Genomic DNA, 15,628 nt, shown 5'->3' on the forward strand with positions numbered 1-15,628 from the left:
GGCGGCCAGGGCCAGGGCCGCACCGGCGGCCGAGGCGACGGAGGCGGTGAGCAGGGTGCGGCGGGCGAGCGGACGGGACATCGGGGTCACCTTCTCTTTCGGGCACGGGCTTCGAGCCGGGCGACCAGGTGGAGGCGGTCGCCGTCGGCGGTGTCGGCGGGGCGGTCGCCGTCCGTCCAGGGCGGCTCGGTGCGCGGTCCGGGCCGGTCGTGGAGGGTGAGGGTGGTGAAGCCGTGGTGGGCGAGCAGATGGCGCAGCTCCTGGGGGAAGAGCAGCCGCCAGGCGGAGTGCTGCTCGACCGGCGGGGCGCCGTCCTCGCCGGTCGAGGTCCAGGTGCGGGTGCGGCGCAGGAGCTGGGCGGCGTGGTCGATCCACAGGACGGTGCGCGAGGTGAGCGTGACGCCGTCGTGGGTGACGCTGTCCAGCCGCGGCGCGTCGAGGAGTTCGGTGCGGCCGAGGAAGAAGGCGCCGTTGCGCATCTCGGCCACCAGCAGGCCGCCGGGGCGCAGATGGCTGCGGATCCGGCCGAACAGGGCGTCGAGGTCCTCGTTGGTCCGGCAGTGGAGCAGCGCGCTGTCCAGGCAGAGCACCGCGTCGAAGCGCCCGGGGAGGGTGAAGTCCCGCATGTCGCCGACGTGGTAGGCGGGCCCGGGGTGGCGGGTCCGGGCGTGGGCGATCATCGCCTCGGAGCTGTCCACGCCGGTGACGGTGCGCCCGGCGACCCGGTGCAGCCAGCCCGCGTCGCGGCCGGTGCCGCACCCGAGGTCGAGCACGTCCGAGCCGGCGCCGTGGGCGCGCAGCATCGCCTCGGCCCACCGGGCGGCGGTGGACTCCGGGTCGGGGAAGCGGAGTTCGTAGAGCTCGGGGCGGTCGGTGAGCAGGTTCCGGTGGGCGTCGGCGGCCGGGGGCGGTGTGGTCGGGGGCGGCGACTGCGGGGGCGGCGACGGCGGGCGGGGGTTCATCGGGCCTCGCTGGGGAGGGGGCGGGCGGGGGTGGGGAGCCGTCCGGCGCGGTGCAGCCGGGTGAGCGCGGTGGCGGAGCCGAGGCCGAGGCCGGCGCAGAGCAGCCAGGGCGCGGTGGCGGTGCTGTCCATGGCCCGGCCGACGAGGGTGTTGCCGAGCGCGGCGGCGAAGCCGGAGACCACGTAGTACAGGCCGTAGTAGGTGCCGGTGAGGCCCTCGCGGCCGAACGCGGGGATGAGCGCGAGGACGAACGGCTGCGCGGTCATCAGCCCGAGCTGGAGCAGCAGGACGCCGCCGAGCACGCCGGGCAGGCCGGGGGCGGCGAGCGGCAGCAGGAATCCGGTGGCGGCGACGGCGAGGCCGAGCGGGATCCACCGGGAGGGCGGGCCGTGCCGCTGCAGCCGGGTGGTGATGCGCAGTTGCAGGGTCAGGTTGGCGAGGGTGGCGGTCAGGAAGACCAGGCCGACGGCGCCCTCCCAGCCGGTGGCGCGGCGGGCGGCGTCCGGCAGCAGCAGGTAGAGCTGGCTCTCCATGCCGAAGAGTCCGACCATGCCCAGCGAGAAGGCCAGGAACCGCCGGTCACCGGCCACCTCGCGCCAGTCGGCGAGCACCCCGCGCGGCGCCGGGGCGACGGCGCGTTCGGGCAGGGCGAAGGCCTGGGCGACGGTGAGCACGGCGAAGAGGCCGGCGGCGGCGAGCGCGGCGGCGCGGAAGTCGACCAGCAGCAGGACGGTGCCGATCAGCGGCCCGGCCAGCGCGCCCGTGGTGGCGAACACCGAGAACAGCGCGAACGCCTCGGCCTTGCGGTCGGCCGCCTCGTGCGCGACGTAGGTGCGCACGGCCGGGTTGAACAGCGCGCCCGCCAGCCCGCTGAGGGCGGAGGCGGCGAGCAGGATGCCGAGGGTGTCGCCGAGCGCGAACAGGCCGAAGCCGATGCTGCGCAGCCCGCACCCGGCGATGATGACCCGGCGCGCGCCGAGCCGGTCGGCGGCCGAGCCGCCGAGGATGAACAGGCCCTGCTGGCTGAGGTTGCGCAGCCCGAGCACGGTGCCGACGGCGAGCGCGGACAGGCCCAGGTCGTGGCCGAGGTGCCCGGCCAGGTAGGGGATCAGCAGGTAGAAACCGGTGTTGACGCCGAGCTGGTTGACCAGCAGCAGCCGTACGGGCAGCGGGAAGGTCCGTACGGCGCGCAGTATCCTCACCGGCCGGCCGCCGGTCTGGCCGTCGGTCGGGCTTCGGGGACCGTGCCCGGCTGCTCGGGGGCGGGCAGGACGCCGAGGCCGGCCCGGTCCGGGGTGCGGACGGTGCCGTCGGCGCCGCCGATGCCCCACCAGGGGTCGTGGGCGAGCAGCAGGTGGCCGTCGAGGTCGAGCCAGCGGGCCCGGTCGGCGAGGTGGACGGCGGGCGCGATGCCGAGCGAACTGGCCGCCAGGCAGCCGAGCATCAGCTCGGTGCCGCTGCCGCGCAGGGCCTCGGCGATGCGCAGCACCTGGTGGACACCGCCGCACTTGGCGAGCTTGAGGTTGACGCCGTGCACCCGCCCGGCGAGCCGGCAGGCGTCCTCGTGGTCGACGGCGTCCTCGTCGGCGATCACCGGGATCGGCGAGCGTTCGGCGACGGCGGCGAGCGCGTCGGGGTCGCCCGGGGCGATCGGCTGCTCGACGGCCTCGACGCCGGTGGCGGCGAAGGCGGGCAGCAGCCGGAGGGCCTCCGCCGGGGTCCACGCGCCGTTGGGGTCGAGCAGCAGCCGGGCCCCGGGGGCGGCCTCGCGGACGGCCTGGACGCGGGCCAGGTCGAGGCCCGGGTCGGCGGCACCGGCCTTGATCTTGAGCACGGTGAACCCGGCGTCGGCGAGCCGGGCGGCCTGGACGGCGGCGCGGGCGGGCGGTTCGATGCCGATGGTGCGGGCGGTGGCGGCGGCGACCGGTTCGGCCCGGCCGAGGAGCCGGTGGACGGGTTCGCCGGCCCGTTTGCCGACCAGGTCGAGCAGGGCGGCCTCGACGGCGGCCAGCACACCGGCCGGCAGCCACGTCGGGGTGCTGACTGGCGACCCGGTCCGCGGGGGCGTGAACGGGGCCGCGCCGGAACGGAGTTCGGCGAGCGCCTGCTCCGGGTCCGGGTAGCGCTCCAACGCGGGCCGCAGGGTGCCGAGTTCGCTCAGGATCCGGTCGGTGGGCAGGCCCAGGAAGACACTGCTGACCACCTCGCCGTGGCCGGTCAACCCGCCGTGGGAGAGGGCGAGTTGGACGGCATCCCGCTCGGTGGTCACCGAGCGGGAGATGCGCAGCGGTGTGGCCAGGCGCAGCCGTACCGTGCGGACGTCGAGCCTCATCGGTCCTCCTCGATGCGGGCGGGTCCGGCGGCGGGCGGGACGGTGGCAGCTGGGATGGCGGCAGGCGGGACGGCGGTTGATGGGACGGCCGCGGCCGGGACCGTGGCGGCGGGATCGGCGGGTGCCGTCCGGCCGGTGCGGCAGCGGGCCCAGCCGGTGACCTCGACAGCCGCCGGGTGCGGGATCTCGATCGGGCGCGGCGCGGCCCGCTCGGCGTCCAGGCCGTGCCGGTGGCAGAACGCGTCGTCGTACACCGTGCCGAGGTAGCGGTGCGGGCCGTCGGGGAAGACGGTGGCGACGGCGGCGCCCGGGTGGACCCGGGCCGCCCAGGCGGCGACCAGGGCGACCGCACCGGTGGACCAGCCACCGCTGACGAAGGCGCCCCGGGCCAGCCGCCGGCAGGCGACGACCGCCTCCGCCGGACCGACCCAGTGCACCTCGTCGAAGGCCTGGTGGGCGACGTTGCGCGGGTGGATCGAGCTGCCCAGGCCGCGCATCAGCCGGGGCCGGGCCGGCTGGCCGAAGATGGTGGAGCCGACCGAGTCGACGCCGATGATCCGCAGCCGGGGCCAGCGGCGGCGCAGCGCCTCGGCGAGCCCGGAGCTGTGCCCGCCGGTGCCGACGCTGCAGACCAGCACGTCGAGGTGGTCGAGTTCGGCGGTGATCTCCTGGGCCATCGCCCGGTAACCGGCCGCGTTGTCGGGGTTGTTGTACTGGTCGGGCCAGTAGGCGTCGGGCAGGCCGTCGAGCACCGCGCGCAGTCGGGCGATCCGGGCGGCCTGCCAGCCGCCGTGCCGGGCGGGCTGCTCGACCAGTTCCAGCCGGGCGCCGTACGCGCGCAGCAACTGCCGCATGGACGGTTCGAGTTCGTTGTCACCGACCAGGACGACCGGGTGGCCGAGGGCCTGCCCGGCGAAGGCCAGGCCGACGCCCATGGTGCCCGAGGTGGACTCCACCACCGTGGCACCGGGCCGCAGTTCGCCGCGCGCGTGGGCGCCGCGCAGCATGGCGACGGCGGAGCGGGCCTTCATACCGCCCGCGCCCAGGCCCTCCAGTTTGGCCCAGAAGCCGGGGTGCGGGTGCGGCAGCGGGGTGGTGATCCGGGCCAGCGGGGTGCGGCCGAGCAGCGGCAGCAGGCCCGGATTGCCCAGCGCCGCACCGGAGTCGAGCAGGGCGGTCATCGCGCCGCACCCCCGTGGCCCTGGTGACCGCCGTAGAGGTGGAGGACGGTGGGGCCGCCGTCGAGCCAGAAGAAGGGGTAGGGCTCGGCGCTGACGGCGGTCACCCCGTCGCCGAGCAGTCGGGGCAGCACGGCGCTGCCGGTCTGGGCGAACAGCGCCAGGGGCTTGCCGGTGGCGCGGGCGTGGGCGAGCAGCGGGTCGAGCGAGCCGTTGCCCAGGGTCATGCCGGAGGCGAGGATCGCGTCGCAGTCGTCGAGGTGGGCGAGAACGTCGGTGCGGACCGGCTCGCCCCACTCGGTGGTACCGCCCTTGAGGTCGCCCGGGACGTACTCGACACCGTGCGAACGGAGCTGCTCCAGCAGCGAGTTGACGACGCCGACGACCAGCACCCGGCGGACTTCGGCGAGCGGCAGCAGCCGCACCACGGCGGCGGCGCGGGCCCGGGACTTCGCCAGCGAGGAGCCCGCCGGCAGGGCGACCGGCCGGGCGCCCTCGGCCGGTCCGTGCGGACGGCAGTAGCCGAGGTAGGCGTCGAGCGCGGCGACCCGGACGGCGGCGCGCGGGTGGTCGAGCAACTCGTCGACGGTGGCGCCGACACAGTCGGTGAGCGTGTCGGCGGGAAGTTCGCCCGGCTCGACGGCGCAGGAGCCGACGGCGGCGCCCAGCCGGAGGCTGAGCACCTCGTTGCGGTAGCCCTGGGACCGGCCGGTGTGCCGCACGGCCTGGGCGGTGGTGAAGGCGAGCGCGATCCGCTGGGAGGCCGGGTCGGGCCCGTACGCCCCCGTACGGGCCCGCCCGGTGATCAGGTCGAGCACGGGGCGGGCGGCGGCCCCGGCGCTCGGGGTGGTGATGGAAGAAGTGCCGGTGTCGACGGAGGCGCTCATGCGGGCACCGCCGCCGGCTCGGCGGCGGGTGCGGTCGCCGGCTCGGCAACAGGCACGATCGCGGGCTCGACAGCAGGCTCGGCCGCCGTGAGGCGCGGGGTGAGCCCGGCGAGCAGCCGCTCGGCCGTACAGCGCGCCCCGGCCCCGCCCGTGTCGGCGGTCATGACGTGCCCGAGGTACTCGTTGTTGCTGGTCGCGGCCCGCACCTCGCGGCCCGCCCCGGCGAGGGCGAGTTCGACCACCGCCGGATCGCGCCGCACCGCGTCCGCCCCGTCGAAACCGTCCAGCAGCCCGGCCTGCTCCCCCTCGGGGACGAGGAAGGCGATCGCGGCGCTGGTGACCCCCGTCGGGCGGACGGCCAGGTCGGGCCGGCGGCCGAGGGCGACGTCGACGGCTGCCGCCGCCAGGTCGACCCCGGTGACCCGCCGGACCAGCTCGGTGATCCGGTTCCCGGCCGGGCGCGGGTTGACCTCCACCACGCGGGGCCCGGCCGGGGTCAGCTTGATCTCGGTGTGCGCGACGACGTGGTCCAGCCCGAGCGCGGCCAGCGCGGCGAGGGCGGTGTCGGCGGCGGCCACGGCCTCGGCCGGGTCCAGGGCGGCCGGGAACATGTGCCCGGTCTCGACGAACGCGGGCGCCCCGCCGATGCTCTTGTCGGTGATCCCGACGACGTGCGCCGCACCGCCCGCCGAGACCGTCTCGACGCTGACCTCGGGCCCGGCGAGCAGCTCCTCCAGGAGTACGGCGGGCTCCCGGTGCTGACCGCGCGCGTTGACCGGGAAGGCGTCCAGCGCCCGTACCGCGGCCAGGAGTTCGGTCTCGTCGACGACCTCGCGGACGAACATCCCGGCACACAGGTCGACCGGCTTGACGACCAGGGGGTAGCCGATCACCCGCGCCGCGGCCCGGGCCTGCTCCTGGTCCTCGCAGAGCGCGTACGCGGGCCCGGGGACGCCCGCCTCGGCCAGCACGCGGCGGGTGAGGTCCTTGCGGCAGGCGGCGGCGACGGCCTCGGGGTCGGCCCCGGGCAGGCCGAGCCGGCGGGCCACCCGGGCGACCTGGGGGAGGTAGTAGTCGCAGGAGGAGAGCACGCCGTCGAAGCCGAGCACCGCGTGCAGCCGTTCGGCGTAGGGAAGCAGCACGGCCGGGTCGTTGGTGTCGACGGTGAGGATGTTCTCCGCGGCGAGCAGCGGGTGCGGGCCGTCGGCGGGGGCGGCGCGCAGGTAGTGGTGCAGGTCGCGGGTGAGGAAGGTGAAGCGGTGGCCGCCCTCCCCCAGCGCCCGTGGCAGCAACCTGCTCATGGAGCCGACCCAGCTCTCGATCACCAGCAGATGCGCCACGACTCTCCCCTTCGACGGATTCGGCGGACAGGCAGGACCGTAACGGGATTCGTTTTCATTTTCAACACGCCGGACCGCACTTCCGTTGACACGTCAGATGAAAGTGGTTTTCATGTACGCTCACCACCACCCGCCTCGCCCCACCCCCGCCGGAGCGATCTGATGCAGCGTCAATTCCCTTATGCCATCCGCCATGCCCTGCCGCAAGACCTGCCCGGAGCGCGCCGGTTGATCCTCGACACCTTCTACCGCGAGTTCGGCTACGGCTATGTGCCCGAGTGGCACGCGGACGTCGTCGACCTCCAGGGGCACTACCTGGAGCACCCCCGGCACGCCCTGCTGGTCGCCGTCCACGCCGAGGAGGTGGTCGCCACCACCGCCCTGCACTCCACCGGCCCGGCCCACCCCCCGCACCCGCGCGAGCTCGCCGAGCGCTTCCCGTCCGGGACGACCGCGCAGTTGGTCCGGGTGTACGTCCGGGCGGAGCACCGGCGGCACGGCCTGGCCCGCGAACTCGTCCGCCGCGCCTGCGCGTTCGCCGCCGCGGAGGGCGGCTACCAGCGGCTCTACCTGCACACCAACGCGGACGTTCCCGGCGCCGAGCCGTTCTGGCGCAGCCTCGCCGAGGAGGTCCACGACGCCCGGCCGTCCGGCGAGCACGGCCCCGGCGTGGCCACCGTCCACTTCGAGATCCCGCTGCACCGGCCGGCCCGGACCACCCCGCCGGCCGACGCGCACGCCGACTCGTGGACCTCGGGCCTGGCCGGGAGCGCGGGTCGATAGCCCGCAGCGGACAGCCCACAACGGGCGGACCGGCGGTCACGGTACCGGAACGCCCGACCCACAGACTGTGATGTGACGCAGGTCACAGACGAGTGCGAAATTTCCGGGGAGCGATTCCCCGTTTAGCCCTTCGTAGGACTAAGCGGGGAGTTTCTCCCCGGAACTTTTATGCTCGGGAGGAGCACAGTCGTGACCACCGCCGCCACCCGGCCGATCCCCACCGCGGGGCCGGTCCGCACGCCCCGACTGCGTGCGGACGCGACCCGCAACCGTGAGCGGATCGTGCTGGCGGCCCGGGACGCGTTCGTCGAGCACGGCGCCGAGGCGCCGCTGGACGAAATCGCGAAGCGGGCGGGCGTCGGAAACGCTACGCTCTACCGGAACTTCCCCACCAGGGCGGCGCTGATCCGCGAGGTGGCGCTGCTCGTCAAGAACCGCATCGTGGCGATCGCCGAGCGGGCGGCCGTCGAGGCCGCAGGCCCGTTCGACGCCCTGGAGCGGTTCGCCCACGAGACGGTCGACGAGAAGGTCGGCGCGATCTGCCCGCTGCTCACCAACCAGGTCGACCTGCACGATCCCGACCTGGCGGAGGCACGCGAGCGCCTGATGCTGGTCGTCGGCGATCTGCTGGACCGGGCGAAGGCGGCGGGCGAGATCCGTCCGGACGTCGCCCACGGTGACCTCTTCATCGCCCTCGGCCAGCTCACCCGCCCGCTGCCGGGCACCTCGTGCCACGTCCTGGAGGGATTCGTCCACCGGCACCTGCAACTGTTCCTGGACGGTATGCGGGCGCCCGCCCGTTCGACACTGCCCGGCCGGGCCGCGACCTTCGAGGACTTCCACGGCGACCACTGACCCCTCGGGTCGATCGGCCTGCCGCCTGCTCCTCCCCTCTTGCCCTGATTGACCTGCTGTCTGTTCGACCTTCCGCTTTCCGCACCTCTCCGTACGTTTCCGCACAACTCGCACCGTGAAGTGAGTACCCCCATGCCAAAAACCGACGCCCTGCCCGCCGCCCAGCCTGATCCGAGGCGCTGGAAGGCCCTGATATTCATCGGCCTCGCGCAGCTGATGGTCGTCCTCGACGCCACCATCGTGAACATCGCGCTGCCGTCCGCCCAGAAGGACCTCGGCATCACCGACGGCAACCGCCAGTGGGTGATCACCGCGTACGCGCTGGCCTTCGGCGGACTGCTGCTGTTCGGCGGGCGGGTGGCCGACCTGTGGGGGCGCAAGCGCACCTTCGTGGTCGGTCTGACCGGCTTCGCGCTGGCCTCCGCCCTGGGCGGCGCCGCCGCCAACACCGCGATGCTGCTCGGCGCCCGCGCCCTCCAGGGTGTCTTCGGCGCCCTGCTGGCCCCGGCCGCGCTCTCGCTGCTGGCCGTCATGTTCACCGAGGCCAAGGAGCGCGCCAAGGCGTTCGGCATCTACGGCGCGATCGCCGGTGGTGGCGGTGCGATCGGCCTCATCCTCGGCGGTCTGCTCACCGAGTACATGAACTGGCGCTGGACCTTCTTCGTCAACATCCCGTTCGCCGTGGCCGCCGCCGTCGGCGCCGTGATGGTGATCCGCGAGCCCGCCGTGGGCCGCAACCGCAACCGGCTCGACGTCCCCGGTGTCGTGCTGGTCACCACCGGCCTGGTCGCGCTGGTCTACGGCTTCACCCGGGCCGAGTCGGACGGCTGGAGCTCGGGCATGACGATCGGCCTGTTCGTCGCCGCCGCCGTGCTGCTGGGCGCGTTCGTCCTGGTCGAGCAGAAGGTCAAGGCGCCGCTGCTGCCGCTGCGCGTCGTGCTGGACCGCAACCGCGGCGGGGTCTACCTGTCGCTGGGCCTGGCCGTGATCGGCATGTTCGGTCTCTTCCTCTTCCTGACCTACTACCTGCAGATCGTGCTCGACTACAGCCCGGTCCTGACCGGCGTGGCCTTCCTGCCGATGGTGGCGGGCATGATCACCGGTTCGACCCAGATCGGCGCCCGCCTGATGACCCGCGTCCCGGCGCGGTACCTGATGGCGCCCGGCTTCCTGGTCGCCGCGGTCGGCATGCTCCTCCTGACCCAGATCGACCTGGACACCTCCTACCCGGCGCTGATCCTGCCCGGTCTGGTCCTGATGGGCCTCGGCATGGGCACCGCGTTCATGCCGGCGATGAGCCTGGCCACGCACGGCGTCCAGCCGCGCGACGCCGGCGTGGCGTCCGCCATGGTCAACACCTCGCAGCAGGTCGGCGGCGCCATCGGCACCGCGCTGCTGAACACCATCGCGGCCAGCGCCACCACCACCTGGCTGGCGGCCCACGCGGGCGCCGCGACCAGCCCGGCCGCCGCGAAGGCGGTGCAGTTCCAGGGCATGGTGGAGGGCTTCTCGACCGCGATCTGGTGGTCCTTCGGGATCCTGGTCCTGGCGGCCTCGCTCGCCTTCGTCCTGATCAACGCCGGGCGCCCGGACGCCGGTGGCGCCGCGGGCGAGGGTGCGGGTGCGGCGAACGCCAACGAGGTGCCGGTGCTGGTGCACTGACCCTCGCGGGGTACGCGACGGTGCGGAGCGGCCCGTCCGGTGTCATCACGACACCGGGCGGGCCGCTCGCCGTTTCCCGGACGACAATGGAGTGGCCCGCTCGGCCGGGGTACTTGACCGGACGCGTGCGAGGCTGTCCCGTGGGCTGTACGGCGAGGGTGTCCGGATCACCGGGCCCACCGCCGAGGAGTTCCACCGGCCACCGGGCACCGCACCGGCACCGAGCAGTACGCCGTCACCGAGCAGTACGTGTCACCGAGCAGCACGCCGTCACCGAGCGCCACGAGAGCACCGGCGGTCCCGGAGAGGGAGGACACCGTGCACGACCGTACCGACCAGCTGGCCGACAGCAAGTACCTCCTGCTCACCACCTACGGCGAGGACGGCCGCCAGGTCCACTCGCAGAGCTGGGTGGTCGCCGACGGCACGGCGCTCGGCATCTGGACCCCCGCCCACTCCGGCGAGGCCGAACGGATCCGCCGCCACCCCAAGGTCCTGGTCGGCCCGTGCGACGCGCACGGCCGCCCGACCGGGCGCCAGCTCCCGGCCCGGGCCGCGGTCTGCGACGAGGACGCCACCGCCCGCTACCGCGCGTCGCTGATCAACAAGTACGGCCTGACGGCCTTCCTGGCCCTGGCCCGCAGCCGGATGCGGCTCGGACTGGCCGGGACGGTCGGCATCCGGATCACGCTCAACGAGCGGGAGCAGCGGCTGATCGGGCCGGAGTGGCCGGTGCCGACCACGTACTGCCCGAACTGAGGCGGCCCCGGTCGGGTGGGTGCCAGGTCGGGCGGGCGCCAGGTCGGGCGGACGCGCGAGGTGGGTGCTCAGGCCGGGCCGTTCTCCGGGGCGCGGGCCAGGTCGTCCGGCTCGCAGGCCTCCTGTCCGCTGCCGGCGTGCACCACCTTGACCGCCCGGCCAGGACCGCCCGGCACCACCCGCTGCTCCTTGCCGCACCGCGGGCAGATCAGCGGGATGCGCGACCGGTGGGCGGCCGGTCCGGCGGTGCCGTCCGAGGGCGTCACGACAGCGGGTGGGTCGGGACCGGGCTGACCTCCTGGATCTCGCCGTGGGCCTTGGTGAGCAGCTGCGAGGCGAGGTCGTTGAGCGCCCGGGCGGCCGCGATCTCCTCGCCGACCCTGAGCTGTTCCGGGTCGGACGGGTGACGGCTGGTGTAGCCGTGCGCGCGCAGCTCCGTCCCGTCCCCCAGTCGCAGCAGGGCGGCGGCGGCCGTCCGCGCCCCCTCCTCGCGGAACTCCATCTCGATGTGCCAACCGACAAGAGTCTGCATGGCGGGTCACCTCCGACGATCGGTCCTCGTCCGGTTACACCTCCAGGGTGCGCCGCCCCCTGCGGGAACACCAGGCAGGCGGGCGAGCGGGCCGCCGGGGGCAACTTGAACGCGTTCAATCCCGCGCGTAGAGTCGGCGCGCAGCGGAAGTTTGAACGCGTTCAAGGAGTGTGGGAGGCCATGGGACGAGGCACCGCCGAACTGGTGAGCCTGCTGGTCCTGCTCGGTATGGGCGCGGTGATCCCGCTCGGGCTCGCCCTCATCGACGAGCCCGGGCTCGCCCGGCTGCGCCGCCTCTGGCCGCTCGCCGCAGTCCCCGGCGCCCTCTCGCTCTGGCTGCCGCGCGGCCCGCTCGCCACCGGCAGCGCCGTACTCTACGCGCTCGGCACCCTCGCCGTCGCCGCGCACGCCCCGCTCCGCCTGGCCCGCACCCGCTCCCTCGCACCGCCCGAGATCGCCGTACTCACCGCGCTGGTCACGCCGTCGGTCGCCGGACTCGCCCTGGTCGCCGAGCGCTCCGGGTACCGGCTGTTCGGCTTCGACCTCGACATCCTCGCCCTCACCGTCCCGCACTTCCACTACGCCGGGTTCACCGCCGCCCTGGTCGCCGGACTGGTGTGCCGCGCCGTCCCCGGCCGTCCGGCCGCGCGGTGGGCGGCGCTCAGCGTCCCGGCCGGGACGCTGCTGGTGCTCGGCGGCTACTTCGTCGGGGACTGGGCCGAACTCGTCGGCGCCGTCGTCCTCACCGCCGGTATGTGGATGGTCGGCCTGCTCACCTGGCGCGACCTGCGCACCCGGGCCGGGGCGGTGGACCCGGGCAGGCGGCGGCTCACCGGTACGCCCGCCCTGCTCGGCGTCTCGGCGGCCGTCCTCGCCGTCACCATGCTGCTCGCCCTCTGGTGGGCCCTCGGCGAGGCCTCCGGGATCCCCCACCCCACCCTCGGCTGGATGGCCGCCACCCACGGCGTCGGCAACGCCCTCGGCTTCGCGCTCTGCTCGCTGCTCGCCTGGCGACGGCTCGCGCCCATCACCCAGGAGACCGTCCGATGAACACCACCGCGCGGCTGGACGACCTCAGCTACCCCGAGGTCGGCGCCAGCTTCGATTTCGACGCCCCGCTGCCGGCCGGCTACCACCACCTGCGCCACCGCGCCCTGGTCGGCCACGGCCGCGCCGCCCTGGACGCCACCGGGGCGGCCGTGCTGGGCTGGCGGATGCACCGGGCCGCCGGCGTCCGGATCACCGCCGAGGCGGAGCGCGCCGCGCCGGGCGTCGCCGTCCGGTGCGCCATCGGCCTCGGCCCGCTGCGGGCCGCCGCCCCGTGCCGGGTGGTCCGGAGCACCGACGACGGCGGCGATCGCGACCGTCACGGCTTCACGTACGGCACCCGGCGGGGCCATCTCGCGGTCGGCGAGGAGACCTTCGTGGTGGAGATGGGCCCGGACGGGGCGGTCTGGTTCACCGTGAACGCCTTCAGCCGCCCGCAGCGCTGGTACGCCCGGCTCGCCGGCCCCCTGTTCCCCCTCGGCCAGCAGCTCTTCGCCCGCCGGTGCGCCCGCGCCCTCACCCGGATCGCCTCCCGTGCCGCCCGCACCGCCCGGTGAACGCGGGCGGGCGGAGCCGGAGCGGAGTGGGAAGTCGGCCTCGTCGACTTCCCACTCCGGGCACCTGGCCAAGGCAGTGTCAGGACGTCCCGGTGGGGACGATGGGGACGGTGAGGAGGAGGGTGCCGGTGTCGAGGGTGCGGATCTCGAAGTGGTCGATGGTGGCGGGCGGGAACGCGGTGCCGCCGGTGGTGTGGAGGGCGGCGGCGGTGTAGCCGGCGGCGGGGACGCTCCAGGTGGTCACGGTCTGCCGCCCGCCCGTCCCGGAGACGGCGACCAGGTCGCAGGTCAACGGCCCGCGGACGCCGGAGAGTTCGAGGGTGATCTTGCTGCCCCAGGGCACCGCGTCGACGCCGACCACGGCGTGCGCCCCGGACACCGGGTCCGCCGCGGTGAACTGGTGTCCGGCGGCCGTGGCGACCACGGCGGGCGGGGAGTCCGCGGTGATCACGGCGGCGGTGACCGCCGGTCCGGCGAGCACCGCGGCGGCCGCCGCGACGACCAGCGCCAGCCGACGGACCCGGCCGCGCCGGCGGCTCGCCCGGACCTCCTCCACCAGCCGGCCGAGCATCACCCGGTCCGGGCGCGGCACGGGGTCGGCCGGGTCGGCACCGACCGCGTACTCGGCCAGCAGGCCTCCGACGGGGGCGAGTTCGGCCAGCTGTTCGGCGCACTGCGGGCAGCCGGTCGCGAGGTGGGCGTCGAAGGCCTCGCGTTCGGGCCCGTCCAGCACGCCGAGGACGTAGGCGGCGACGTCGAGGTGCACGGCCGGCTCGGGACCGGGTTCGGACGGTGTCACGATGTCACTCCCCGTTCCTCCAGCGCGAGCCTGAGCGCGCGCAGCGCGTAGTACAGCCGCGAGCGCACGGTGCCCGCGGGGATGCCGAGTTCGGCGGCCGCCTCGCCGGCCGTGCGCCCCTTGAAGTACGTCTCCACGATCACCTCGCGGTGCGCGGGCGAGAGGTCGTCGAGGGCGTCGGCGACCGTCATCATCCGCAGCGCGCGGTCCAACTCGTCCTCGGCGGGCAGCGACTCCAGCGGTGCGGCGTCCACTTCGCGCGGTCGGGCGAGCTCGGCGCGGTGCCCGTCGATGACGATCCGCCGGGCGACGGTGGCCAGCCAGGGGCGCAGCGACGGCACCGCCGGGTCGAGCCGGTGGAGGTTGCGCCAGGCACGCAGCAGGGTCTCCTGCACCACGTCCTCGGCGCGCTGCCGGTCCCCGGCGACCAGGTGGAGCACGAAGCCCAGCAGCGGCCCGGCGTGCTCCTGGTAGAGGGCGCGCATCAGCTCCTCGTCCGGTACCGGCGCACCCCGCGCGGCCGGGCGGCCGCCGCCGGGGGGCTCCTGGGTCACCACCACATCCTCGCGCACCCGCGCCTCCGGGTCGAACGTCGTCGGTGAACGGTCCGGTTCAGTAGCCGTGGCCGTAGCCGCCGGGGCTCCCGGTGGCGGAGGCGGCGGCCCGGTCGCCGGTGGGGGTCACCGCGAACCAGCTGCCGTTCACGCCCTGGCCCTTGGTGTCGCCGGGGTTCCGGTCGGGCGCGTAGCGGTACAGCGGCCACCCGGCGAGGGTGAGCTGCTTGGCGCCGTCGGCCCGGGTGACGGCGCCGACCAGCTTGGCGTCGATGCCGTTGACGGTGGCCGGGGTGCCGTCGGCCGGGACCGGCGGCCAGGTCGTGGCGCAGTCGCCGTTGCAGGTGGAGGTGGGCGGCGCGGCGGTGTCCTTGTCGAACCGGTAGAGGGTGAAGCCGGCGCCGTCGGTGACGATGGTGCCGAGCCGGGGGTCGGCGGTGGTCCGCAGGGTGGCGGAGGAGGGCGAGGTGGACGAGGAGGGCGCGGAGGGTGCCGAGGGTGCCGAGGACGTGGGCGGTGTCGTCGGTGACGAGCCGCCGTAGGTGGACGAGCCGCAGCCGGCGACCAGGGCGCCGACGGCCAGTCCGGCCGCGGCGAGCACGGCGAGCCGGCCCGGACGCCGGGCGGAGCGCCGCGCGGGCTCCCGAGCGGAATCCCGGTCGGGCCCGGTGGTGCGGCTGTCGGTACGGCTGGCGGTAGGGCGGGTGTTGCGCATGGTGACCGCTCTCGGGTCGGTGCGTGAGCACATCGGTGCCGGACACCCTCCGGTACGGACGGGGGCCCCGGTCTGTTCGAAGAATCGCGCGGTAGGGTCCGCGGAATAGCGCGCGGACAGCAGCCGTTGTCGGGGGCACATGGCCTTGACCGCCACCACCGGAAGGGCAGGAATCGCGACATGAGCAGCACGGTCGAGCTGACCAAGGAGAACTTCGACGAGATCGTCCCCGGTGTGGGCGGCAAGGACTTCGTCTTCATCGACTTCTGGGCGAGCTGGTGCGGCCCGTGCCGCCAGTTCGCTCCGGTCTTCGAGAAGGCTGCCGAGCGTCACCCGGACCTCGTGTTCGCCAAGGTCGACACCGAGGCCCAGCAGGAGCTGGCCGCGGCCTTCGGCATCCAGTCGATCCCGACGCTGGCGATCATCCGCGAGGGCGTGCTCGTCTTCTCGCAGGCCGGCGCGCTGCCCGAGCCGGTGTTCGAGGACCTGATCGGCCAGGCCCGGAACCTGGACATGACCGAGGTGAAGCGGCAGGTGGCGGCGGAGCAGAACGGCGCTCCGCAGGCCTGACGGACGGTCGCCGCACGGCGGGCCCCGGGGTGGTTCGACCACGACGCTGTTGGTGAATTCGGGATCCTGATCATTTCGCCCCGTCGAGCTGTTGCT

The 15,628-nt window shown here is 74.8% G+C and carries 18 protein-coding genes; 7 read left to right on the forward strand and 11 right to left on the reverse strand.

Features of this window, described 5'->3' with window-relative positions; all coding sequences use genetic code 11:
• Positions 1 to 86: 86 nt before the first annotated feature.
• From ACFP3U_RS35935 to ACFP3U_RS35960, 6 genes are read right to left on the reverse strand one after another with little or no spacing between them, the layout of a single operon-like run.
• Positions 87 to 962 (reverse strand): class I SAM-dependent methyltransferase, encoded by an 876-nt coding sequence (locus ACFP3U_RS35935; RefSeq protein ID WP_380229974.1) that lies wholly within the window; start codon positions 960 to 962, stop codon positions 87 to 89.
• Positions 959 to 2,164, reverse strand: a complete 1,206-nt coding sequence (locus ACFP3U_RS35940; protein WP_380229975.1) for an MFS transporter — start codon at positions 2,162 to 2,164, stop codon at positions 959 to 961. Before ACFP3U_RS35940 ends, ACFP3U_RS35935 begins: the two co-directional genes overlap by 4 nt.
• Positions 2,161 to 3,294, reverse strand: coding sequence for a dipeptide epimerase (locus ACFP3U_RS35945; protein ID WP_380229976.1), 1,134 nt, complete (start codon positions 3,292 to 3,294; stop codon positions 2,161 to 2,163). Before ACFP3U_RS35945 ends, ACFP3U_RS35940 begins: the two co-directional genes overlap by 4 nt.
• Positions 3,291 to 4,475 carry a pyridoxal-phosphate dependent enzyme gene (locus tag ACFP3U_RS35950; protein ID WP_380229977.1) on the reverse strand — a complete coding sequence of 395 codons (1,185 nt, stop codon included), beginning with the start codon at positions 4,473 to 4,475 and terminating at the stop codon, positions 3,291 to 3,293. The genes ACFP3U_RS35945 and ACFP3U_RS35950 overlap by 4 nt, the downstream gene beginning before the upstream one ends.
• The gene (locus ACFP3U_RS35955; RefSeq protein WP_380229978.1) at positions 4,472 to 5,359 is read right to left on the reverse strand and encodes a Rossmann-like domain-containing protein; all 888 of its coding nucleotides are present in this window, start codon (positions 5,357 to 5,359) and stop codon (positions 4,472 to 4,474) included. The genes ACFP3U_RS35950 and ACFP3U_RS35955 overlap by 4 nt, the downstream gene beginning before the upstream one ends.
• A complete protein-coding gene (locus ACFP3U_RS35960; RefSeq protein ID WP_380229979.1) occupies positions 5,356 to 6,699 on the reverse strand; it encodes an ATP-grasp domain-containing protein in 1,344 nt (447 codons plus the stop codon). Before ACFP3U_RS35960 ends, ACFP3U_RS35955 begins: the two co-directional genes overlap by 4 nt.
• A gap of 162 nt (positions 6,700 to 6,861) precedes the next feature.
• Between ACFP3U_RS35960 and ACFP3U_RS35965 the strand changes: the two genes are divergently transcribed.
• From ACFP3U_RS35965 to ACFP3U_RS35980, 4 genes are all read left to right on the forward strand, one after another.
• A complete protein-coding gene (locus ACFP3U_RS35965; protein WP_380229980.1) occupies positions 6,862 to 7,482 on the forward strand; it encodes a GNAT family N-acetyltransferase in 621 nt (206 codons plus the stop codon).
• A gap of 168 nt (positions 7,483 to 7,650) precedes the next feature.
• Positions 7,651 to 8,337, forward strand: a complete 687-nt coding sequence (locus ACFP3U_RS35970) for a TetR/AcrR family transcriptional regulator (protein WP_380229981.1) — start codon at positions 7,651 to 7,653, stop codon at positions 8,335 to 8,337.
• A gap of 132 nt (positions 8,338 to 8,469) precedes the next feature.
• Positions 8,470 to 9,999 (forward strand): MFS transporter, encoded by a 1,530-nt coding sequence (locus ACFP3U_RS35975; protein WP_380229982.1) that lies wholly within the window; start codon positions 8,470 to 8,472, stop codon positions 9,997 to 9,999.
• A 318-nt stretch (positions 10,000 to 10,317) separates the two neighbouring features.
• Positions 10,318 to 10,758, forward strand: coding sequence for a PPOX class F420-dependent oxidoreductase (locus tag ACFP3U_RS35980; protein ID WP_380229983.1), 441 nt, complete (start codon positions 10,318 to 10,320; stop codon positions 10,756 to 10,758).
• 68 nt (positions 10,759 to 10,826) lie between these two features.
• Here ACFP3U_RS35980 and ACFP3U_RS35985 read toward each other — a convergent pair whose 3' ends face one another.
• Complete coding sequence (locus ACFP3U_RS35985) at positions 10,827 to 11,024, reverse strand: hypothetical protein (protein WP_380229984.1); 198 nt, start codon at positions 11,022 to 11,024, stop codon at positions 10,827 to 10,829.
• Complete coding sequence (locus tag ACFP3U_RS35990; RefSeq protein ID WP_380229985.1) at positions 11,021 to 11,290, reverse strand: DUF1876 domain-containing protein; 270 nt, start codon at positions 11,288 to 11,290, stop codon at positions 11,021 to 11,023. Before ACFP3U_RS35990 ends, ACFP3U_RS35985 begins: the two co-directional genes overlap by 4 nt.
• Positions 11,291 to 11,470: 180 nt before the next feature.
• On the opposite strand from ACFP3U_RS35990, the gene ACFP3U_RS35995 reads away from it, so the two are divergent.
• A complete protein-coding gene (locus ACFP3U_RS35995; protein WP_380229986.1) occupies positions 11,471 to 12,340 on the forward strand; it encodes a YndJ family protein in 870 nt (289 codons plus the stop codon).
• A gap of 14 nt (positions 12,341 to 12,354) precedes the next feature.
• Entirely contained in the window at positions 12,355 to 12,894 is a 540-nt protein-coding gene (locus ACFP3U_RS36000) for a DUF1990 family protein (RefSeq protein WP_380229992.1), read from the forward strand.
• A 79-nt stretch (positions 12,895 to 12,973) separates the two neighbouring features.
• Here the strand turns inward: ACFP3U_RS36000 and ACFP3U_RS36005 are convergent, their stop codons facing one another.
• The 3 genes from ACFP3U_RS36005 to ACFP3U_RS36015 are packed head-to-tail and all read right to left on the reverse strand — an operon-like array spanning position 12,974 to position 14,995.
• A complete protein-coding gene (locus tag ACFP3U_RS36005; RefSeq protein WP_380229987.1) occupies positions 12,974 to 13,693 on the reverse strand; it encodes an anti-sigma factor family protein in 720 nt (239 codons plus the stop codon).
• Complete coding sequence (locus ACFP3U_RS36010) at positions 13,690 to 14,247, reverse strand: sigma-70 family RNA polymerase sigma factor (protein ID WP_380229988.1); 558 nt, start codon at positions 14,245 to 14,247, stop codon at positions 13,690 to 13,692. Before ACFP3U_RS36010 ends, ACFP3U_RS36005 begins: the two co-directional genes overlap by 4 nt.
• A 58-nt stretch (positions 14,248 to 14,305) precedes the next feature.
• Positions 14,306 to 14,995, reverse strand: a complete 690-nt coding sequence (locus tag ACFP3U_RS36015) for a hypothetical protein (protein WP_380229989.1) — start codon at positions 14,993 to 14,995, stop codon at positions 14,306 to 14,308.
• A 147-nt stretch (positions 14,996 to 15,142) separates the two neighbouring features.
• On the opposite strand from ACFP3U_RS36015, the gene ACFP3U_RS36020 reads away from it, so the two are divergent.
• A complete protein-coding gene (locus ACFP3U_RS36020; protein WP_380229990.1) occupies positions 15,143 to 15,532 on the forward strand; it encodes a thioredoxin family protein in 390 nt (129 codons plus the stop codon).
• Positions 15,533 to 15,628: the final 96 nt, after the last annotated feature.

The sequence above is a fragment of the Kitasatospora misakiensis genome, assembly GCF_042656005.1.
GTDB classification, from domain to species: Bacteria; Actinomycetota; Actinomycetes; order Streptomycetales; family Streptomycetaceae; genus Kitasatospora; species Kitasatospora misakiensis.